The sequence below is a fragment of the Mycobacterium sp. 4858 genome, assembly GCF_900240975.1.
Lineage (GTDB): Bacteria > Actinomycetota > Actinomycetes > Mycobacteriales > Mycobacteriaceae > Mycobacterium.
This window is the reverse complement of the sequence record NZ_LT968775.1, coordinates 699654-715600: the sequence shown is the minus strand read 5'-3', so window position 1 is coordinate 715600 and position 15947 is coordinate 699654. Positions and strand designations below refer to the sequence as shown.

The 15947-nt window shown below is 63.9% G+C and carries 14 protein-coding genes; 8 read left to right on the top strand and 6 right to left on the bottom strand.

Going from position 1 to position 15947, the window contains the following annotated elements; all coding sequences use genetic code 11:
- Positions 1-5: 5 nt before the first annotated feature.
- Together C1737_RS03305 and C1737_RS03300 are read right to left on the bottom strand one after the other, a co-directional pair.
- Positions 6-662: an enoyl-CoA hydratase-related protein gene (locus tag C1737_RS03305; protein WP_102417227.1), complete on the bottom strand. Its 657-nt coding sequence runs from the start codon at positions 660-662 to the stop codon at positions 6-8.
- The gene (locus tag C1737_RS03300; protein ID WP_102417759.1) at positions 659-1285 is read right to left on the bottom strand and encodes a TetR/AcrR family transcriptional regulator; all 627 of its coding nucleotides are present in this window, start codon (positions 1283-1285) and stop codon (positions 659-661) included. The genes C1737_RS03305 and C1737_RS03300 overlap by 4 nt, the downstream gene beginning before the upstream one ends.
- Positions 1286-1411: 126 nt before the next feature.
- On the opposite strand from C1737_RS03300, the gene C1737_RS03295 reads away from it, so the two are divergent.
- Positions 1412-2581 carry an acyl-CoA dehydrogenase family protein gene (locus tag C1737_RS03295; protein ID WP_102417226.1) on the top strand — a complete coding sequence of 390 codons (1170 nt, stop codon included), beginning with the start codon at positions 1412-1414 and terminating at the stop codon, positions 2579-2581.
- On the opposite strand, the gene C1737_RS03290 is transcribed toward C1737_RS03295, so the two are convergent.
- On the bottom strand, positions 2578-3135 hold the full coding sequence (locus C1737_RS03290) for a TetR/AcrR family transcriptional regulator (protein ID WP_102417225.1): 558 nt from the start codon (positions 3133-3135) through the stop codon (positions 2578-2580). The two genes, C1737_RS03295 and C1737_RS03290, sit on opposite strands and share 4 nt — an antisense overlap.
- A gap of 231 nt (positions 3136-3366) precedes the next feature.
- Between C1737_RS03290 and C1737_RS03285 the strand changes: the two genes are divergently transcribed.
- The 7 genes from C1737_RS03285 (at position 3367) to C1737_RS03260 (ending at position 13222) form a co-directional block, all read left to right on the top strand.
- Entirely contained in the window at positions 3367-4641 is a 1275-nt protein-coding gene (locus C1737_RS03285) for a hypothetical protein (RefSeq protein ID WP_233214638.1), read from the top strand.
- Between the two features lie 114 nt (positions 4642-4755).
- A complete protein-coding gene (locus tag C1737_RS03280) occupies positions 4756-5604 on the top strand; it encodes an SDR family NAD(P)-dependent oxidoreductase (protein ID WP_102417224.1) in 849 nt (282 codons plus the stop codon).
- A 548-nt stretch (positions 5605-6152) separates the two neighbouring features.
- The gene (locus C1737_RS03275; protein ID WP_102417223.1) at positions 6153-8360 is read left to right on the top strand and encodes a sigma factor-like helix-turn-helix DNA-binding protein; all 2208 of its coding nucleotides are present in this window, start codon (positions 6153-6155) and stop codon (positions 8358-8360) included.
- A complete protein-coding gene (locus C1737_RS03270; protein WP_102417222.1) occupies positions 8357-10495 on the top strand; it encodes a DEAD/DEAH box helicase family protein in 2139 nt (712 codons plus the stop codon). Before C1737_RS03275 ends, C1737_RS03270 begins: the two co-directional genes overlap by 4 nt.
- Positions 10496-10539: 44 nt before the next feature.
- Positions 10540-10698 carry a hypothetical protein gene (locus C1737_RS26675; protein ID WP_158243945.1) on the top strand — a complete coding sequence of 53 codons (159 nt, stop codon included), beginning with the start codon at positions 10540-10542 and terminating at the stop codon, positions 10696-10698.
- On the top strand, positions 10695-12752 hold the full coding sequence (locus tag C1737_RS03265; protein ID WP_102417221.1) for an AAA family ATPase: 2058 nt from the start codon (positions 10695-10697) through the stop codon (positions 12750-12752). The genes C1737_RS26675 and C1737_RS03265 overlap by 4 nt, the downstream gene beginning before the upstream one ends.
- Complete coding sequence (locus tag C1737_RS03260) at positions 12749-13222, top strand: DNA phosphorothioation-associated protein 4 (RefSeq protein ID WP_102417220.1); 474 nt, start codon at positions 12749-12751, stop codon at positions 13220-13222. The genes C1737_RS03265 and C1737_RS03260 overlap by 4 nt, the downstream gene beginning before the upstream one ends.
- Before the next feature lie 233 nt (positions 13223-13455).
- On the opposite strand, the gene C1737_RS03255 is transcribed toward C1737_RS03260, so the two are convergent.
- The 3 genes from C1737_RS03255 to dndE are packed head-to-tail and all read right to left on the bottom strand — an operon-like array spanning position 13456 to position 15944.
- Positions 13456-14052 (bottom strand): HNH endonuclease, encoded by a 597-nt coding sequence (locus tag C1737_RS03255; RefSeq protein ID WP_233214694.1) that lies wholly within the window; start codon positions 14050-14052, stop codon positions 13456-13458.
- Between the two features lie 57 nt (positions 14053-14109).
- On the bottom strand, positions 14110-15555 hold the full coding sequence (locus C1737_RS03250; protein ID WP_102417218.1) for a DNA phosphorothioation-associated putative methyltransferase: 1446 nt from the start codon (positions 15553-15555) through the stop codon (positions 14110-14112).
- Positions 15552-15944 carry a DNA sulfur modification protein DndE gene (dndE, locus tag C1737_RS03245; RefSeq protein WP_102417217.1) on the bottom strand — a complete coding sequence of 131 codons (393 nt, stop codon included), beginning with the start codon at positions 15942-15944 and terminating at the stop codon, positions 15552-15554. The genes C1737_RS03250 and dndE overlap by 4 nt, the downstream gene beginning before the upstream one ends.
- Positions 15945-15947: the final 3 nt, after the last annotated feature.

Genomic DNA, 15947 nt, shown 5'->3' with positions numbered 1-15947 from the left:
TGCGCTCAGACCTCGGTCAGCGCCCGCACCGCGGCGCGGAACATGGTCTGCTTGATCGCGCCGAGCGTGCCCGGGTCCTTGCCGCCCAGCGGGCGCAGCCGGCCGCTCGCCGCTTCGGTCACCTCGCCCTCGGCGGCGGTCGCGTCGACGATGCCGAGCTCCGCCGCCTCTTCCCCACCGAACCGCCGCCCGGTCGTCATCGACGCCACCGCGGCGCGCGGCGTGAGCTTGGCCTGGATCAGCGCGGCCATGCCGTCGGTGAACGGGATGCGGATGTCGACTTCGGGGAAGCAGAAGAAGCCCCGGTCGGTGCGCATCACGCGGACGTCGTGGGCCATGGCCAGCATGGCGCCGGCGCCGAAGGCGTGCCCGGTGATCGCGGCGGCGGTGGGCGTGGGGAAGGTGAGGACGCGGGCCAGCAGTGCCTGCACCCGCGCGACGTAGTCCTGGGTCTGCTCGGCGTGCGCGCCCAGCCAGTCCAGATCCAGTCCGTTGGTGTAGAACTTGCCGCCCGCGGTGGTGACCAGCCCGTGGGCGCCCGCCTTCTCGATGTCGTCGAGCTGTTCGTTGATCGCGCCGAGAAACTCCGGGGAGAACCGATTCTCGTCCTCGCCGAGGTGCAGCACCGCGATCGTGTCGTCCCAGCTGAGTGTCGGTGTCATGTCCCGTCCTTTTCTGTGGTTTTGCGCCGGGGCTCCCCGGCGTCGAGCACGGCTATGACCGCGGCGCGCAATCGCTCACGCGCATGGGGGTCGTTGATCCGGTTGCGGCGCAAGAGGATCGCCGTCGGCAGGTCGACGATGCACATCGTGACAACATCGACGGCCGCCGCGTCCTTGCGGTCCCACAGCAGGCGGGCCAGCCGGATCATCGATTCCACCAGCAGCCGGTCCAGGTCACGCAGCTGCGCCGCGAGGTCGGGCGGCGTGTCCGGGCCCAGCAGTTCGTCGCGGCGCACCGTCAGCAGCAGCCGCGACGACGTCGGATGGTCTTCGGCGAACGTCGCCGGCGCCTCGGCAGCGGCCACCACCGCGGCCACGGCGTCCCCCTGCGGCGCGGCGTCGATCAATTCGGCCTGCGCGCAAAGGAATCGGTGCCCGGCCCGCAGCCAGGCCCGCCCGACCAGTCCCGCCCGCGAGCCGAACGTGTGGTACAGCGCGCCGTTGGAGACCCCGGTCGCGTCGCTGACGGCCCTGATCGTGACCGCGGCGGGCCCGGCCTGCACGGCCAGCCGTTCGACGGCATCCAGGATCTGATCCTGGTCGTGAACCCGGGGACGCGGCACACCCGTCATCATAACAGAGCGGTTGCTCCGTTACTGCACGGTGTACGACGCGCGCGAGGTGCGGAAGGAGTGACCCCTGCGGAAGCACGTCGTCACCGTACAAAAAGGTATGGTACGGTCGGCGCCATGTCCGTGATCGACGACCGGCAGTTGCACGGCATCACCGACGACTTCGTTGCCCGGCTGGCCGAGCGCGCCGACGAGGCCGAGCGGCTGCGCCGGTTGCCCGCGGCGACGGTCGACGAATTCCGCGAGACCGAGCTGTTCCGGCTGTTGCTGCCGGCCCGGTTCGGCGGCATGCAGGCGTCGTTTCCCGAACTGCTGCAACCGATTCGGCGCATGGCGCACGGGTGTGCGTCCAGCGCGTGGACGCTGGGCTTCTATGCCCTGCACAACTGGATGCTCTCGCTGTTCGACATGCGGGCCCAGGAGGAGGTGTTCGGGGCGGGGCCGGTGCTGGCGCCCGCTCCCCTCGCCCCCACCGGGCGCGGCACCCCGGCCGACGACGGGGTGCGCCTGACGGGCAGGTGGTCGTGGGCTACCGGCGCGATGGACGCCGATTGGGTGATGGTCGGGGCGCTCGTCGAGCGGCCGGACCGGATCGACCCGGCGCTCGTGCTGCTGCCCGCCGACCGGGTCGAGGTCGTCGACACCTGGCACACCGCGGGCATGCGCGGCACCGGTTCCCACGACGTGGTCGTCACCGACGTGCTCGTCCCGGAACACCGCATGGTGTCGGTGGCCGACATCTATGCCGGGACGGCGCCCGGCGCGCGGGCCCATGACGCCCCGACGTATCGGTGGCCGATGGTGCCCGCGCTGGCGCTGGTGGCGTCGATGCCGGTGCTCGGCGCCGCCGAGCGGGTGACCGAGCTGTTCGCCGAGCGGTTGGGCGGCCGCGTCCTGGCGTACAGCGGTGCGGCGCAGAAGGATCAGCCCGCCGCCCAGATCCGGCTGGCGAGCGCGCGGGTGCGGCTGCGCGCGTTGCGGGCGCTGGTCGACGAGACCGCCGGCGGCATCGAGGACCTGGTGGTCCGCGGCGAACGGGTGAGCCGGGCGGTGCGGGCCGAGGCGCGGCTGGCGGCCGCCCACACGGTGCACGAGAGCACGGCGGTCATCGCCGACCTGGTGGAGGCCTCCGGCGCCAGCGCGCAGTTCCTGTCGAATCCGATGCAGCGCTTCAAGCGCGACGTGGACATCGCGGCGGGGCATGTGGTGTTCGACTACGACGTGAGCCGAGAGTTGGCCGGGGCGTTGGCGATTGGCGCCAAAATCTCCCCCATCGCGATGGTCTAGTCCTTGAGCATCAGCTCGAGGAATCGTTCCCGCTGGGTGGCCTTTTGCGCCTGCTGGGCCGACTCGGCCAGGTGCAGCAGCCCGATGCCGGCGGCGAAGGTCAGCTGGGCGCGCAGCCTGGCGTCCTCGGGACCGAAGCCGTAGTCGCTGTAGGCCTTGGTCACGGCGCGCAGCAGGCGCCGGTCGGCCGCGCGGACGTTGGCGGCGGCGGCGGGGTCGGTGCGGGCCCATTCGCGCATCGCGCGTTCCAGGGTCCAGTGCCCCGGGCTGGTCAGCGCCGCCATCATGGCCGACAGGCGCTCGCGCGGCGGCAGCGCGTCGAGTTCGGCCAGCGATTGCCGGTCCTTTTCCAGGAACGTGTTCCACGAGTCGACCAGCGCGGCCCGGTAGCTGTCCATGTCGTCGAAGTGCCAATAGAAGCTGCCGCGGGTGACGCCGGCCTGCTGGCAGAGGCGCTCGATCTTCAGCGCGCGCACCCCTTGCTCGGCGAGCAGCGCGTAGCCCGCCTGCAGCCAGTCCTCGACCGTCAGTCGGGGGGTCTTACGCTCGGGCACCCCTGAAGATTACGGGTGGTTTGACGCTGGCAGGCCGGGTTATCCGGCGCGGTCTAGGGTTTGCTCGCCGCCGTCGCTGCAGGCCGGCTCGCGGCGTCGGTGAATTCCTGCCAAACACACGGCAAAGGGAAGCGGTGGGCCCGACACAGGGGTGTAACGTCCCGATTTGCTAGCCGACAAATTCCTGTTAACTGTTGGCCGCTTTGCTTGGCCAAAGGATCAGGGGGTGCCGTGAGCACGACCGACATGTTCGACGTGTCGGCCGGGACCGACGCCGACGAGGTCGTGGTCGCGCTGCACGACGAGGCCCTCCTGCTGGGTGGCGACCCCACCGCCGTCGAGTCCTACCTGACGCGGCTGCGTTCCATCGCCGGGCAGGGGATGCGGGTCGCCGGGATCGACACCGCCTCGCTGGCGAGCGGGTTCGTCGGGGTGGCCGCCCTGCTGGCCGAGGGCGGCAAGTACGTGCAGCTGCACCGCGACACCGTGGAGGCCCTGAAGGAAGGCAACCTGGTTCCTCTCGGCGAGGGCTTCTTCCGGCTGGCGACGGGCGTCGACGCCGGGGACCTTTTGGCCGCGCTGCAGTGGCAACCGGCGATGCTGGGCGCCGAAGCGATGATGTCCGCGCAGATGATCGCGGTGCAGGTCGCGTTGAAGTCCGCGGTCGCCGAGGTCGAAGACGCCGTCCGGCGGGTGGAGGACAAGGTCGACGCGGTGCTCGAAGTCGCGCGGGCGCAGCGCGCGGGCGACGTCCTGGGCAACAGCCTGACGGTCTCGCGGATGGTCGAGTCGCTGGAGAAGTACGGGTCGCTGCCGGATGCGTACTGGGATTCGGTCGCCGCGCTGGGGCCGGCGCTCAACGTCGCGGTCGAGCAGCTGCGCAACCACGTGAGCCGCATCCTGGCGTCGTTCGATCACACCCTGGGCGTGCAGCAGCGGGCCGGGAAGCTGCGAAACGCCATCGACGACAACCGGCTTGGCGACACCCTGAGCCTGCTGGTGATCGCCGAGGAGGCGCTGCACAAGTGGCAGCGGCTGAACCTCGCGCGCATCGAGGCTAAGGAGCCCGAGCAGCTGCTGCGGGCGATCGACGAGGCTCGCGGGCTGGTCGACCATCATCTGCGCGAAGACCTCGACATCTACCGGAGCGCGAAGGAAGTGCTCGACCGGTTCGGGAAGACGGCGGCCATCGACGGCTTCCGATTCTGGGCGGTGCGCGAGCTGGCCAAGCAGGGCGCCGCCCTGCGCGACGAGCTCGACCGCTTCGCGAAGGCGCGCCAGCACCAGGTGGAGACCTGGGAGGACTTCCACATCCCGAGCGTGTTGGATGCTGCCTTGGCCACGCTTGGGGTCGTCGGAGGCGTGACGGGCCGTGCGTTCGTGGCCGTCGGCCGCGGGGTCGTCTACTTGGGCGGGCAGGTCGTTGGGCCGTTCCGGGGCAAGGCGAGCGAGGAACCGTCTCAGGCGAGTAGCTCCGGAGTCGAGGAACACCAGCCGGCGTGCTGATTGCGCGGTGACTCGGCGCAGCGCGTCGTCGTTGACTGCGGTCGAGGGCGCCTCGATACTCCACCAGTACGGCCGTCGGCCATCAACGGCGTTCGGCCCGCGAAGGAGGTCGGCGTGATCGATTTGGGGCTCTCGGGCAAGCGTGCGGTGGTGTCGGGTGCGGGCTACATCCCCGAGCGCGCGGGCCACGGCTGGTTCACGTCGTTGGCCCTGGCCGACGCGGGCGCCTCGGTGGCCTGCATCGACATCGACGAGGAGCGCGCGGAGCAAATCGCCGGCGAGATCATCGGCAGGGGCGGTCACGCCGTCCCGATCGTCGCCGACATGACCGACCCCGAGCAGGTCGGCCGGGCGATCGACGACGTCGAGGCGGCGCTGGGCGGTATCGACGTGTGCATCGACATCATCGGTGGTGCGACGTGGTCGAAGGTCGAGGACTTCACCCCCCAATTGTGGGACGCGGCAATCCATTACAACCTGACCCAGGTGTTCTATCTCTTTCAAGCCGCGTCCAGGTACATGATCGCCCAGGGCAGTGGTGGATCGCTGGTGGCGATCGCGTCGGTCGACGGCATCGCCTCGGCGACCTATCACGCCGCCTACGGCGCCGCCAAGGCCGGCGTCATCTCGCTGGTGAAAACCTTCGCGGATGAACTGGGGCGCTATGGGATTCGCGCCAATGCGGTGGCGCCGGGCAATGTGGGCTCGGGCAATGAGGACCAGCCGCCTGGTGAATATGCCGTCAACGGCATTAACCCGTTGGCGGCGCCCCGCGCGCATGACATCGCCAACGCAGCGCTGTTTTTGTCCTCCGAGCTGGCCGCCCGCATCACCGGCCAGACGCTCGTCGTCGACGGCGGTGCGACCATTCGGCAGCTGTGGGGACTGTCCGAATCGAAGATCCCGGCCAACCCCGAGGAGGCGCTGCCGGACTTCATGAGGCCGGGGCCGTCGGCCGGCTAGCGCTGGTGGATGAGCGGCAGGCCTGGTACCGAGCTTCTGCCCTTGAGCACGTACGGCGTGGTGATCGAGCCGATGTAGATGTCGCGCATGTTGTGCCCGCCCACGTCGGCTGTCTCGTCAGTGGACGCTGTGGTTTACGTCATCGCGCTCCACAGCAGCGCACGCCGTAGCCTCGACGAGCGGAGGGCCGCTAGGGACGATCCCCAGCAACTGCCCCCGCCATTGTCGTACGGGTAACGACCGTCGCGATGAGGGCAGTGGTCGTACGTATCCCAAAGATACTGGAGGCAGCGTTCAACGTGTGAGCGGGCAACGTCGAACTACCTGACATTTCTAAAGGGGATGTGAGGCGTCGAATCGTTGCGGCGTACCGCTCCACAAGCCGTAACCGCTAACGTTGCGTTGGCCTATGACGGCGGGTTCCAGGATCGGGCCGTTGAGAACCCCATAGGTTTGAGCCCGCACTTGCAGAACGCGATTCCACCTTGTCGTACTGCGCTGCACTGTTATACAGATTGCGCAACACGTGAAGGGGGCAAAATACCGCCATGACCGGTGTCTGGACGTCGGACGAAGTACGCCCGCAAAGCTGGGCAGACGCGTTTCCGTGGCTCGCTGGGGCCTCGGGTGTCGGTGCTGTCGACTGGTGGAGTGAGTCGATCGAGGGCACTGATGCTGCGGACCGGCGGTCGCGCCTGGCCACGATCTCGACACTTGCCATGGAGCGATTGACACGTTGGACGATCGGTCAAATCTTCCCAGGCTTGCCAGCCGACATCGACTTGCTGAGCCTGGAGATGCCTGCGCGGGCACGCAATGCGCTGTCGAAGTCTAGCCGCTCTTTGCCTGGCCATCTGATTGCCACGACTGTCGAGGAGATGCTCGACTGGAACCAGGTGGGAGTCGGCACGGTCGACACGATCCTGCAGACCTTGGCGGACGCATCAACGTCCACAGCGACACCCACGATCAGGGCCTCGGTGTCCGCACGATTGTTCCCGGGCGACTCGTCTGTCGCGGTATCGAACCAATCTGGCTGGGTCGATTCCTTGGTTGAGGACCTTACAAGTATCGCCACTTGGTACAGCACCATCGGATCCCTCAATCAACCGTTGATCGACGGCCAAGTGGCGCCAGGCACGCCTGACGAGATCATCAAGGCACGGCAGCGGATCGCGGCGCTCCGCGTGAGTGACATTCTCAGCGAACAAGAGAGCGAACGAGACGTCGCCGCCCTCTTCGACGGCGCCCTCAGCGTGCTCGATACCCGTGCAACCGAAGTTCTGAGCGCGCGCCTCTTCGCCGACGATCCCGTGACTCTTGACCAGCTTGGCCAGAGATACGACGTCACCCGCGAGCGAATTCGCCAGATCGAGGGACAGGCCCGTGGCACCATGATGACCGTCGTCTCCAAAGACGGTCCGCTGGCGATGATCAGTGAGAGTGTGCGCGGCCTTATCGGGACCATCCGGCCACTCGACGATCTTCTCGAAATGATCCCGGCACTCGGCAGAGAAGTCGAACGGGTGGGACAACCTGCGTGGCGCCTGCTTGACCGACTCGACGACGCCTATGAGATTGAGGACGGCTGGTGCGTTGTACCCACGATGAGCGCGGCGCTGGAACTCACACGAACTCAGCTTGCTGAGCGAGCGAATCAGTACGGCGTTGTTCGGCTCGACGAACTGGACCTGGTCGAGTCGAGCCACCCCGACCGGCGGCCCGACCTAACCGCATCATGGCTGACTCATTGCGGTTACATCATTAGCGGTGAATGTGTTCTGGTGCGGACATCGTCTGTTGGCGACTACGCAGCGGCTGTTCTGTTTCTTGAGGGTTCACCGCTGAGCTCTCAGGAGATCGTCGACCGCTTCGTCTTCGACCGCAGCGCCCGTTCCCTGGGTAATGCGCTGGGTGATGACGACCGCTTCGAGCGAGTTGACCGTGACCGCTGGGCTCTCAAGGAATGGGGCATGGAGGCGTACACCGGCATTCGGTCGATGATCCGCGAACTCGTTGCCCGCAGCGGTGGGCGAGCACGGTTGAACGATGTTGTCGAGTACATCACTGGCCGTTACAGCGTCAGTGCCAGCAGCGTGGTCGCGTACGCGGCAGCCGCACCGTTCACGACCAAGGACGGGATCGTGCAGTTAGGCGGCGAAAGGACCGCCCGGAAGTCGCCGCGCCGTACGCGCCGGCTGTTCCGGCGGGCTGACGGGTGGGCGTACCGCGTGCGGATCACGACCGACCATCTTCGCGGCAGTGGTTCCGTGGCGCCAATAGCGATCGCAACGATTCTCGATATGACCGAGGGCCAGACGGTGCAGCTCGACTCGCCCCTCGGACCGCAAGCCGTCGCCTGGACAGGAATTCAACCGTCTTTCGGAACGATTCGCCGTTTTCTGATGGAGGGGGACATAGCGGCGGATACCGAGGCATTTCTTGTCATCCATGACGACCGCAGTTTCAGCTTCGAGCGGGCGCGTGACGTGGTCGACGAACCGATCGCTGACGCTTTGACGCTCATCGGAGCGGGACCGACATCCGATCCTGCGGAGGCGCGCGTTGCCTTGGCGACCGCAATCGAGCTACCCGAAGACGCTCCAGTCAGCAGCATCATTGGGGACTACCGCGTCCGCGGCGACGATGATGTTGCCGACTTACTGCTTGCGGTGCGCGAACAGCTTGAGACGGGGTACGCCCCAACCGACCGAACCAATAGCGCGGACGTGGACGAAATCCTGGACCTTCTGTGACCGATACGCAGCGCGGTCTTCGATCGCTGTCGCTGAATGATCGGTACCGCAGCGACAGAGAAGATGTCGTCTGCAATTTTTTCGTGCCTGCGTTCACCGTGGCATCGAGTTACAGCCGGGCAGTGGGCTACTTCACCTCGACCAGCCTGGCGCTGTACGCCCGTGGCATCGAGATCTTCGCTGAGCGCGGTGGATCAATGCGACTCATCGCGTCACCCCACCTGAATGAAGATGACATCCTCGACATCGAGCGCGGATACGACATCCGCACCGTACTGGAGCGGGCGACGCTCCGGGAGCTAGAAGATGACGATCAGCCGGACACCGTACTCGACGGGCTTGGGCTACTGGGTCGACTCATCGCCGAAGGTCGGCTCGATATCAAGCTCGCTTTCGTCAAGCAAGACGGTCGTGTCGGCATCTATCACGAGAAGATCGGCATCTTTCGTGACGACCTCGGCGATCTTGTTGGATTCACCGGCAGCAGCAACGAGACCTACGGCGGACTGATGGCTAATTTCGAGTCGGTCGAGGTCTACCGTGGGTGGGTTTCAGGAGATGGTGCACGCGCACTCCGGTTGGAGGCTGATTTCCAATCACTGTGGTCGAACCAGACGCCGAATCTCAGCGTGGAGCGGTTTCCTGACGTCGCGCGCGAGCGACTCATCAGACTCGGCACCGACAGACCTCACCGCCCTCTGCCAGGCACAGACGACGCCCTTACTCCGCGACCGGTGGAGGTCAACGAACCAACTCGTCTGAAAATCCCGGAAGTACTTGAGATTCGCGATTATCAGCGGGACGCGGTCATGGCATGGCTCGGACAACAAGGCCGTGGAATCCTCAAGATGGCCACCGGCACCGGTAAGACGAAGACCGCCATGATCGCTGCAACCAAGCTTGGCGAGCTGTTGCGGCAGCGCGAACAGCCGCTGGTGGTGTTGGTGTTGGCACCATTCATCCACCTGGTGGACCAGTGGATCACCGAGATCGAGGACTTTGGTGTCCGGCCGGTTGCCGTCTACGAATCAAGTGAGAAGTGGCTTCCAGTCGTAGAGGACCAGCTTGCAGCGGCACGCTTGGGACAGCGCCCCGTAGTGGCGATGGTCGCCACGAATGACTCATTCTCTGGTCAGCGATTCCAATCGGTCTTGTCGCGCATTGCGCAGCCACTACTTGTAATCGCCGACGAGGCACACAATCTCGGCTCCAAAACCTTTCGTACGTCACTCCCCGAGAACGCGACCTACCGATTGGGATTGTCGGCAACACCGGAACGCTGGTTCGACGACGAAGGGACGGACGCGCTCGCCGAGTACTTTGGACCCGTCTGCTTCGAGCTTGGACTCGGCAAGGCAATCGAAATAGGCGCGCTCACCCCGTACCTCTATGTGCCCCGGCTCATCGAGCTGAACGGCGCTGAGACCAACATGTACGTTGACCTATCGGCCCAGATCGCAAAGTGCATCGGGTCGGGCGATGACCTCCAGAGCTCCGATCCAGATTCACCTTTGGGGTTCCTATTGCGTCAACGAGCTGGGGTGCTCGGGCACGCTGAAGGCAAAATCGGCGCCCTGCGAGCCGATCTGGACGCGCGGCGCGATCAGTGGTTCCAGCTCATCTACTGCGCCGAAGGCCGGCGGCCAACGGAACCAGGCGAACCGCCGGGACCGAAGCAAGTGGACGAAGTGATGCACCTTGTCGGCAATGAACTCCATTTGTCTGGGCACACCTACGTGTCGGAGACACCGAGGAGCGAGCGAAAGTTACTCCTACGACGATTCGGCAGCGGCAACGATCTCCGCACCCTGATCGCGATGCGTTGCCTCGACGAGGGAGTTGACATCCCAGACGCCCGGATCGGCTATCTGCTAGCGAGCAGCAGCAATCCGCGACAGTTCATCCAGCGCCGTGGACGCCTTCTGCGCCGTGCGCCAGGCAAGGATCGCGCGGAGATTTTGGACTACCTGGCAGTTCCCCCGGCCGGGGCGCCGATCAACTTCAACGTCGAGCGCGCCCTGCTTGTCCGAGAACTTCAAAGGGCCAACGAATTCGGCAAGTTGTCGGAAAACTACGACGCAACGCTACAGGTGTTGCGCCCGCTCAAAGAGCGCTACCAACTCATGGACATATAGGAGAAGAACGTGGCCGGAACCTTAACGTCGAAGGGAGCAGCGTGATGGACAAACGCACCGAAAGGCAGGTGCTGGAAGACTTGAGCGCCGAAGAGCTTGCGCTGCTCAAGCGGGTACTGGAGATTGAGCGGGCCAAGCTCCACATCACTGCGTACGACGCGACGGACGACTTGCTGGCTGCGGTGAAGGAGATCATCCCATGAAGTTGCAGTCCATCACACTTACGAACTTCCGACAGTTCAGGGGAACACAGACACTCGACCTGACGTCGGATGCCATCAAACCAGTGACGCTCGTATTCGGGGCCAACGGCGCGGGTAAGACAACACTGCTCAATGCCTTCACTTGGGGGCTATACGGCAACATGTCTGAGGACGTCGAGCAACAGCAACGCATGATCACCGATAGCGTCTGGCGAGCGCTCCCCATCGGCGGTTCGATCGAAGTCGCGGTGGAGATTCGATTCGACCACGCGGGACAGGACTACCGCCTTCGGCGCAGCGCATACCTCCGCAAGGAGTCGGACAACCAAGGCCCGCTGTCCCCCACGTTGGAACTGTGGACGACGCGACCAGACGGGTCGTCCGAGGTAAGCCACGCTCCGCAGGAGACCGTCCTCAGCATCCTTCCAGTCGGCGTCAGTCGGTTCTTCTTCTTCAACGGCGAGCGGATCGAGAACCTTGTCAAGAAAGGCGCTTACGCAGAGGTTCAAAAGGACATTAAGGTGCTGCTCGATCTGGAGCAGGTGGAGCGGGCCATCGCTCACCTTCCGAAGGTGAATCGCAAGCTCACCGATGAACTCAAGAAACACGGCGGTGAGACGGCAAGTGCGATCCAAGACGCCATCGACTCGCTGACAGACAGGCAGATGAAAGCCAAGGATGAGCTGAAGGTCGCCGAGGGCAAGATCGCTGTACTGACCGAAGAGCGCAACGCCACAATGGATTTGCTGCGACAGCACGCCGAAGCGGCTCCGATTCAAGAGGAACGCGACATGGTTTCGACCGAACTCACGGAGGCACGGGCCGCACGAGATGCAGCACTGACCGAGCGCGCGGTGCTAGTCGCGACCAAGGGTTTCCAGGCGTTCACCGAAACCCTGGGTGAAAAGACGAAAGCGATGGCCGACAACCTCTATCAGAAGGGCGCATTGCCGGCGCCGCTGAAGCGCGAGTTTGTCGACCAGTTACTCGAAGAGGGTTCGTGCATCTGCGGAACCCCGCTCGCGGAACACAGCACGCCGTGGGGCCACGTAAAACAATGGCGTCAACGGGCCGGATTGCAGGCAGTGGAAACCGCCTGGCAGCAACTCAGTGGCCAAATCGTTCCGCTAGCAGACGCACGGGGCAATCTTCGGGATTCCCTCCGCACGTTGCTCGATCGTATTCAAACTGAGCGCGAACGGGTTTCGCGTCTTGAGGCCCGCAAATCGGAACTAGACGGCAAGCTCAAGGGCAGTCGGATGGAGGGCGTCCCCGAGCTGGAAACCAAGCGGATCGATCTAGAGGGCCGTATCGCAATTGAGAACCAACGCAAAGGTTCGATTCAGACCGAGCTGGAATCGATTAGCAAGGCGATCGAGCAGAAAACCAAGGAGCGATCGCGGGCGCAAGTGACAGACGAGCTGGCTCAAAAAGCCCGTTCACGTTCCGACCTGGTGCAGTCTGTGAAGAAGGCGCTGGAGGAAATTCTCACCTTTCGTGAGGAGGACATGCGCCGCCGCCTCGACGCCGAGGTCAAGAAGGTTTTCAAGGGCATTACCTTCAAACCATATATCCCGACCCTCAACGATGGCTTCGAGCTGACGCTCCACCAGAACGTCAACGGTGTGGAGCTGCCTGTGCCTAAATCTACTGGCGAGAACCAGATTCTGAGCCTCAGCTTCGTGGCCGCGGTGTCCAAGCTGGCCCGCGAAATCCGCAAAGGTGGCCGCGCTGAGGGCGCCGCGGCCGCCGACGCCGGCACCTTCCCGATCGTGATGGATGCGGCGTTCGGTTCGCTCGATGAGGACTATCAACAAGCGGTATCGCGGGCACTGGCACAGATGGCACCACAGTTGGTGGTCCTGGTAAGCAAGAGCCAGGGCCTCGGCAAGGTGGTCACGGAGCTGCTGCCGTACGTCAGCCATCTCGGTGTTATCGAGGCACATACCACAGCCGTGGGCAGCATCGCCGAGGACATCGAACTCAAAGGCATGTCGTATCCCTATATTCGGTCCGACGACTCCGACCACTCTGAACTCAAGGTGATCAAATGACAACCGCGCAGGGCGAGATCCGCGCTCGCCGACCGCAACAGCATGAAGCCCTGATGCAGGAGATGCAGACCGAGGCCAAGTTCCCGACCTACCGCGACATCCTTTTGTTCGCCGCCGGGGTCGGATTCCACCAGCAGCGTCGGGTGCCATTCACGGCTAGCTCAGGCGACCCCATCCGATATGAGGTGCTGACGTATCCGGGGTTCAGCGACACGCTGATCAACATGATCGCCACCAACGTGGTCTCGGACGACCCGGAAATCATGGATGGTTCCCGCCTGGAGGAACGCATCAAGATCTTCGAGGAGTTCGCCAACGGTGGCCTCGAATACATCCAGGAGCAGATCAACGTTCGGCACCAACCTGTGAATCTCATCGTCATCGACCTGGTAACAGAAGCTCTTGCCGATGATGGTGGGGCGAAGCCGCTGTCGGTTGATGAACTTCTGGGTGGAGTTAACTGGGGCTGATGGCTCAGAAGCTGGCATCCCCGTCGGCTGAGTTCGACAACTCGGCCGACGGGGATGCGGCAGCGCACGCCATCACGCACAGAATTCTGGCGGCGCGCCAGTCGCGCTCAGGTGCTCTCCGAGTTCATCACGTCGCTATACCGCCGTCGATAGTAGCCGCCAACAACTCGGCCGGCTCGTAGCCCAGGTCTGCAGCGTGCTCCAGCACGATCCGGATCGTGTCGACAAGTCGCTCACGCGATGGACGAAAAATCGTAACTCGACGTGTCACGCTTTCCCCGGTTGCACCGTGAGCACAGAGCCTGAAGATTACGAGCGTCGTCAACGGGAACGCGGCTGCCGTCCTTCATCGTCACGTATCCCTTCACTGACTTGTTACGCGGAACAATGTGATCGACGTCGATCGGTCGCACGGAGCCGGGTACTCCACACGCTTGGCATCGACCGCCCGATGCTTCGATCACGCTGAAAAAGCGTGAGGCAATCTTCGGCGCTTCCTTCTGTTGCCAGTTTCGGATTGCCCCATCGCACTCGGCCACAATCTGTTCGCGAACATCATTGCCGTCAAACTCGGCAAGAAGCTTGAAGGTCCGGGCAGTGCGGTCGTAGGCAACAATTCCGTGCTTCTCCAAAGTGCTTTTGGGCCAACGCATTAATGTCTCGACGAACTTCGCCATGGCGAATTGGTCCTCGACGAGGAGCGCCTTCGCGAGGTCCTCGCGCGAGAGTGTCCCGCCAGCCTCTATGAGTGACCGAATCACGAGCGGTTGATAGTAGGACGACTGTCTCATCTGTTCACGGACGAAGCGGAGTAGCGCTACACCTGTCATCTTCACCACGGCGAGCCCCTTCTTGCGTCTGCCGATGACTAATGCACTGGTGCGGTGTTAACGGCGCATCAGCCGATGCCCGCGAAGCGAGACGCCAACCGAATCCATGGTCGCCAGCCATCCTTTGAGCGTCCCGATATGCTCAGGGTGCTCGTACAGTCCGGCCCTCATCTCCGCTCGCGTCAGACGTTCGTAAAGCGATCGTCTCGGGTGTTCCGCGCCGAGGAACTCCTCTTTCCGGTGGAGCAGCGGCGGATTGTCTGAACGGCTGTAGTCACGCCAGTCGACACTGAGCTTTCGCAAGTTCACGGTGATCGCCGACCGCAATGTCGGATGGGGATCGCGGTCAAAGTCGGGGTAGCTCAGGTAGGACACCTGGGGCTCAGTTACCGACAGCTTCACCATGTTGGCGTGCTCCACAGTGCCGGCGAGTACCCGTCCACAGGCTTCGTAGACTCGCAACACCGGTGGCAAATGGCCGAGAGCAGAGCGGTGCACGTACAGCGCTGACGGCGTCTGTTTGCCGATGCTAGCGCTGCGAGCTGAGACGAGCACGATCGCCGGGTCGCCGGCCGCCAAGAGCAGCCGGTCCGCCTGGAGGCACGCATCGCTGTACTTGCCGAAGTGGGTCTTTACGTCTAACGCAAGTGTTTTTGCTAGCTCGCCAAACCGTGGGCGGCGCCCGAACCTCGACATCGCGATATAAACAAGCAGTTCTTGACGTCGCTGCAGTCTGACCTGATCCCAGTATCCGTCATCGGTGACTTGTCGAATAAGGTTGGTAGCGCGGGCAATACTGATTAAGTGCTCGCGTATCGGTACCTCGATGGACTCGTCCAACTCGCCTGCGCGCGGCGGGCGAGCATGAACGGTGAGAAAGTCGAGCAGCGGCGCCAGGATGTCCTGATGCGCTTCGTACACCGCATGCGGATCGACGCGGAGTCGCGGCCGGTAGGTGTACGCCCTCGTCGCGAGGAACTCATGTTCACGCGCGGAGTCACGGAAGACATAGAAAATGCCCGGGGCTGCGGCGATCGGCTTGACGCCCAGCGCCTGTTCAATCCAATCCGCGAGTTCTGCTTGTTCATAGAACTTTTGGAAGGTCCCGGTACGCGTCACGAGCCCATCGGCATGCGGACGCCCTTCGAGATCCCTGGCTTCCCATGTCAACCTGGCGGAAACGATCAGAATTTGGTGGGCAAGGTTCCACGCACGCTGCAGAGTCTCGCGGCGCTCGTGCCGATCCTCAATAACGTTCACCACGTAGCCGAGATTGACGACGTCGGCTGGGTTCAACGCATTCCCGGGCCTGTGTCCTGGATCCCAGCCGTCAATGCGGTAGCCCAGCGCGGTGAGATTTCGTAAGTCGTCCCCTCGACCACACCCGTAATCGAAGACCGATTGGCTGGTGCTGAGCACGCCGTCACCGATCGCCATGGCGACCGGGCGGGATAGTGCTGCGCGCGTCATCGCGGTTTTATGACGCGCGACCTGTTCGGTCATGCCGCCGGCGACTGATCCAGCGCGACAGATACGAGCCCGGCGATGTTGGTGACGCGCGGATCGCCGACGAGATAGCCGATACCGCGGTGAAGATGCAGGCGCAACTGCTGGCCCACCATGTCCTCATCAGTCGCCAGACCGTCGATGTGGCAGCGGTATCGCACTAAAGCGAGCAGCTCGTCGCCATACTCACCGGCGAACACCCGCCAGGTCATTTCAACATTGCTGTCAAACACCAACTTTGCCGCTGGCGGCGGCGCCGGCTCCGCCAGCGAACGGCATAGTGCCCAGCGGCACAACACGTTCCATTGGGTGATGCCGGTTCGGCGCTTCAGCGTGACGAGCTGGTCACGGGCGGTCGTGGTCAGTCGGATATGTTCGATTCCCATTGC